Genomic DNA, 5,146 nt, shown 5'->3' on the forward strand with positions numbered 1-5,146 from the left:
GCGGCGCAGGTAGAGCTGGGCGCTTTCGCCGGTGGCGTCCCGTAGCGCGGCGAGCAGCGGCTCGGCGGCGGTCAGGAGCACGTCCGGGGCCGCGTTGGCCAGCTCGCCCAGGCGTGGACCCGGGCGCCAGCGCCCCTGGGTGTCCCGGACGAGCATCCGGTGGATCTCCAGCGCCTGTGCCAGCCGGTGCGCGGTGGCCCGGGGCAGCTTGGTGCGTTCAACGAGTTCGGCCAGGCTGGCGCCGTCGACACAGGCGGCCAGGATGACCACCGCCTTGTCGAGAACGCCGACACCGCTCATACTGTGTCCCACAAGCCGAAATTTACCTCCCAGAATTTAGGATGTCCAGATGGTGGGAGTCACTCAACCGAGGACCCTGGCCGAGAAGGTCTGGGACGCACACGTGGTCCGCTCCGCCGCCGGCGAGCCGGACCTGCTCTTCATCGACCTGCACCTGCTGCACGAGGTGACCAGCCCGCAGGCGTTCGACGGGCTGCGTCTGGCCGGGCGCGGGGTCCGCCGTACCGACCTGACGATCGCGACCGAGGACCACAACACCCCGACCGGGTACGACGACCCGGCGTTCCGTTCCCGGCGCGGCGACCTGCTCACGATCGCGGACCCCACCTCCCGCACCCAGATCGAGACGCTGCGTCGCAACTGCGCCGAGTTCGGCGTCCGGCTGCACACGCTGGGCGACGAGAACCAGGGCATCGTGCACGTCATCGGCCCGCAGCTCGGCCTCACCCAGCCCGGCATGACGATCGTGTGCGGCGACTCGCACACCGCCACCCACGGCGCGTTCGGGGCGCTGGCGTTCGGCATCGGCACCAGTGAGGTCGAACACGTCCTGGCCACGCAGACGCTGCCGCAGGCCCGCCCGAAGACCATGGCCGTGAACGTCGTCGGCGAGCTGGCGCCCGGCGTCACCGCCAAGGACCTGGTGCTCGCGCTGATCGCGCAGGTCGGCACCGGCGGTGGACGCGGTCACATCGTCGAGTACCGGGGCGAGGCGATCCGCGACCTCTCGATGGAGGGGCGGATGACGATCGCCAACATGTCCATCGAGTGGGGCGCCAAGGCCGGCATGATCGCGCCGGACGAGACCACGTTCGCGTACCTGAAGGGGCGGCCCAACGCGCCCCAGGGCGACGACTGGGACGCGGCGCTGGAGTACTGGCGGACGCTGCCCACCGACGAGGGTGCGACCTTCGACACCGAGGTGACGCTGGACGCGAGCCGGATCACGCCGTTCGTCACCTGGGGCACCAACCCCGGGCAGGGCGTGCCGCTGGGCGCCACGGTGCCGGACCCGGAGGAGTTCGTCACCGAGCCGGAGCGGGTCGCCGCCCGCCGGGCGCTGGAGTACATGGACCTCACCCCGGGCACCCCGCTGCGCGACCTCGCGGTGGACGTGGTGTTCGTCGGCTCGTGCACCAACGGCCGTCTGGAGGACCTGCGGGCCGCCGCCGAGGTGCTGCGCGGGCGGCGGGTCGCCGACGGCGTACGCATGCTCGTGGTCCCCGGCTCCGCCGCGGTCCGCGAGGCGGCCGAGATCGAGGGGCTGGACAAGGTCTTCACCGACGCCGGCGCCGAGTGGCGCTTCGCCGGCTGCTCCATGTGCCTGGGCATGAACCCGGACACGCTGAAGCCGGGCGAGCGTTCCGCCTCGACCTCCAACCGCAACTTCGAGGGCCGCCAGGGCCGGGGCGGGCGTACCCACCTGGTGTCCCCGCCGGTCGCCGCCGCCACCGCCGTGGTCGGCCGGCTGGCCGCCCCCGCCGACCTGTAAGAAGGGCAGCCGACAGATGGACAAGTTCACCACCCACACCGGCACGGCCGTGCCGCTGCGCCGATCCAACGTGGACACCGACCAGATCATCCCCGCCGTGTACCTCAAGCGGGTGACCCGGACCGGATTCGCCGATGGCCTGTTCAACGCGTGGCGGGAGGACCCGTCATTCGTCCTCAACGATCCCGTCCATTCGGGTGCGTCGATTCTGATCGCCGGCCCCGAGTTCGGCACCGGATCCTCCCGGGAGCACGCCGTGTGGGCGCTGCGGGACTGGGGCTTCCGGGCCGTCATCTCGCCTCGCTTCGGTGACATCTTCCGCGGCAACGCGCTCAAGGAAGGTCTCCTTCCGGTCGAGCTGGAATTGAAAGCCGTGGAAGAACTGTGGGATCTCGTGGAATCCGAGCCGACCACGCCGATCACTGTCGACCTCGCCGCCCGCCAGGTCCACGCCGGTGACGCCACCTGGGCGTTCCCGCTGGACGACCACAGCCGTTGGCGGCTGATGGAGGGCTTGGACGACATTGGACTCACCCTCCGGCACGAGGCCGAGATCAGCGCGTACGAGGCCGACCGACCGGCGTTCCTGCCCTCGATCGCCTGACTTCCAGCGCTATTCGCCCCCACCGGTGCATCCGGTGGGGGCGAATCCGTTGCGACACAAGGGCTTTTTTCCACCGAATGTTTGTGTCCAGGCAGCACAGGGCATACCGTGCGCGCAGAATGGCTCGCGTCGAGTCAGTTGCACAATCGGGAGGAAGTCGTGAACAAGGCCGAGCTCATCGAGGCGCTCGCCGTTCGCCTGGGGGACCGGAAGACGGCGACGGCCGCGCTCGACGCGGTTCTCGCTGAGGTCCAGGCGGCGGTCACCAAGGGCGAGAAGGTGGCGATCACCGGTTTCGGAGCGTTCGAGAAGCGCGTCCGGGGAGCCCGAACAGCGCGCAATCCGCGTACCGGCGAGGCGGTGAAGGTCAAGAAGACCTCCGTCCCGACGTTCCGGGCGGGCGCGGGCTTCAAGGAGATGGTGGCCAGCGGCAAGGTGCCGAAGGACACCGCCGCCGCGAAGAAGACCACCGGCGCCGCGAAGAAGACCACCGCGGCGAAGACCACCGCCGCCGCGAAGAAGACCACGGCGGCGAAGGCCACCAAGACCACCGCGACGAAGAAGGCCGCGCCGGCGAAGAAGGCCGCCGCGACCAAGACCACGGCGGCGAAGAAGACGACCGCGGCGAAGTCCACCGCGGCGAAGAAGACCACCACCGCCAAGAAGACGACCGCGGCGAAGTCCGCCACGGCCAAGAAGACCACGGCGGCGAAGAAGGCGCCCGCGAAGAAGGCGCCCGCCAAGAAGGCCGCCACCCGGCGCTGACCGGACGGCCCACGAAAGGGCGCCCACCGTTCGCGGTGGGCGCCCTTTCGCATGGGTACGCGTTGACCGCCCGCCGCCGCGCCCCGCAGAATCGCCGTGCCGAAAACCCCCGTCGGTCACGAGAAGAGGCGCCCGTGCGGCACCGTCACCTCTCCACCCTGGCGCTCGCGCTGGGCATCGCGATTCTGCTGGACGTGCTGCGGGTCTGGCTGCCGTCGATCATCACCCTGTTCGGCCAGGCCGCCGAGACGCCGGCCGAACTGCTCGGCGCGTTCGCGCTCGGCTGGTTCCTGCTCGCCCTCGCCGCGCCCACGCTCGTACGCCGGACGGGTGCCGGCCCGGTCGGACTCGTCGCCGCGGGCGTGCTGGCGGTGGCCCGGCTGGCGCTGACCGCGCAACCCGGCGGCCCGGCCCAGCTCTGGCTGGCCTGCGCCGGGCTGCTCGCGGGCCTGGTCTGGCTCGCCGCGATCGCCGCGTCGGTTCCAAGGCCGGTCGCCGGGCTGGCGCTCGGCCTGGCCGGGAACGCGGTCGGGCACGCCCTGCTCGGCACCGAGGACCTGGTGTGGCGCGGCGGCGTGCTCGGCTGGGGCCTGAGCGCCCCGCTGGTAGCGGCGTTCCTGGCCGCGTCGGTGGCACGGCGGGAGCGGACGGCCGCTCCGGTACGCGCCGACGCGGCGCGGCCGGCGGCGGATGCGGCGGACGGCGACGCCGGGCGGCGCGTGCCCACCCCGGGCCGGCGGGCCTGGTCGCTGTGCGGGCCGGCGCTGTTGCTGGCCGGTCAGGTGGCGCTCGCCCCGGCGATCTGGAGCGCCGCCGCCGGCACCGGGTCGCCGGATTTCCCCGGTCTCGCCCGCCCGGCCGGCGGATCGCTGTGGGGCGCGCTCGCGGTGCTGCTGTTCCTCGCGGCGGCACTGTTCCGGGCACCGGCGCGCGTGGCCCGGGTGCTGTGGCCGCTGGCGCTGCTCGCCGGGTCGGTGCTGTTCGTGACCGGGCGTCTCGTCCCGGCGTACCTGCTCACCGCCGCAGGCCTGGGCGGCTGCCTGGCGCTCACCGACACGCCCGCCGACGACGCGGCCGGGAACGGTGACGACGGGCGGGCCGGGGCGCGGCGCGGACGGGTGGCGGTGCTCGGGATGCTGGTGTTTGCGGTGGCCACGGTGGCCTACTACGCCGCCTACGACGTGGGGTACCCCAACGGGTGGGCTCCGGTCGCCACGGCCGTCCTGGTGGCTCTGGTGGCGGTTACCGCGCCTGTCCGCCCCGCCATGACGTCGCCCGCCCCGATGTCGCGCGGCGCGGCAGCGCCCGGCCCGGTGCTGCCCGCCACGGTCCGGGTCGCGGCCCTGGCGGGGCTCACCGCGCTGGCCGGGCTCGCCGCCGCGCTGCACGTGCCGCCCACATCGGCCCGGGCCACCACCGCACCGGCGGCGGTACGTGTGGCCGCGTACAACATCCGGATGGGGTTCGGCCTGGACGGCCGGCTGGACCTGGACGCGCTGGCCCGCGAGTTGCGCGACGCGGACGTCGTGCTGCTCAGCGAGGTGGATCGGGGCTGGTGGCTCAACGGCGGCCACGACACGCTGGCGTTGCTGGCCGGGCGGCTCGGGATGCCGTACGTCTTCGCGCCCGCCGCCGACCCGGTCTGGGGCGACGCGGTGCTCAGCCGCTTCCCGATGCGCTCCGGGCAGACCCGGCGGCTCACCGCGCACGGCGCGCCGACCGGGGCGCAGGCCCTCGGCGTCACGCTCGAGGTCGGCGGCCGCGAGTTGGCGGTGGTGGCCACGCACCTGCAACCGCCGCCCGGCCGGGATCCGGTCGAGCAGGCGGGCGAGGTGGCCGCGTTCGCCGGCCGGTACGCGAACGGCCGTCCACTGGTGCTCGGCGGCGACCTGAACACCGAACCGGACGACCCGGCGTTCGCCGAGTTCACCCGCGCGGGCCTGGTGGACGCGCTGGCTGCGGCCCGGCCGCTGCGGACCAGCCCG

At 73.3% G+C, this 5,146-nt stretch carries 5 protein-coding genes; 4 read left to right on the forward strand and 1 reads right to left on the reverse strand.

The genetic code is table 11. The features are described from left to right. Positions 1–300 (reverse strand): helix-turn-helix domain-containing protein (locus EAD96_RS08000; protein ID WP_147457853.1); only part of this gene is annotated, 300 nt, incomplete at its 3' end. Positions 301–349: 49 nt separating this feature from the next. Here EAD96_RS08000 and leuC point away from each other — a divergent pair. The 4 genes from leuC to EAD96_RS08020 form a co-directional block, all read left to right on the forward strand. Continuing rightward, a complete protein-coding gene (gene leuC, locus EAD96_RS08005) occupies positions 350–1,792 on the forward strand; it encodes a 3-isopropylmalate dehydratase large subunit (RefSeq protein WP_121683789.1) in 1,443 nt (480 codons plus the stop codon). Between the two features lie 16 nt (positions 1,793–1,808). After that, positions 1,809–2,396, forward strand: a complete 588-nt coding sequence (gene leuD, locus EAD96_RS08010; protein WP_120571216.1) for a 3-isopropylmalate dehydratase small subunit — start codon at positions 1,809–1,811, stop codon at positions 2,394–2,396. 159 nt (positions 2,397–2,555) lie between these two features. Then, positions 2,556–3,161: an HU family DNA-binding protein gene (locus EAD96_RS08015; protein ID WP_030270029.1), complete on the forward strand. Its 606-nt coding sequence runs from the start codon at positions 2,556–2,558 to the stop codon at positions 3,159–3,161. A 134-nt stretch (positions 3,162–3,295) separates the two neighbouring features. Further along, the coding region (locus EAD96_RS08020; RefSeq protein ID WP_121683790.1) for an endonuclease/exonuclease/phosphatase family protein at positions 3,296–5,146 on the forward strand (1,851 nt) is incomplete at its 3' end.

This window comes from Micromonospora sp. BL1 (assembly GCF_003667485.1).
Classification (GTDB): Bacteria; Actinomycetota; Actinomycetes; order Mycobacteriales; family Micromonosporaceae; genus Micromonospora; species Micromonospora tulbaghiae.

Bases quoted from the DNA above. Each gene is read 5' to 3' on its own strand.
- leuC (WP_121683789.1), top strand. From the start codon at position 350: ATGGTGGGAGTCACTCAACCGAGGACCCTGGCCGAGAAGGTCTGGGAC.
- leuD (WP_120571216.1), top strand. From the start codon at position 1,809: ATGGACAAGTTCACCACCCACACCGGCACGGCCGTGCCGCTGCGCCGA.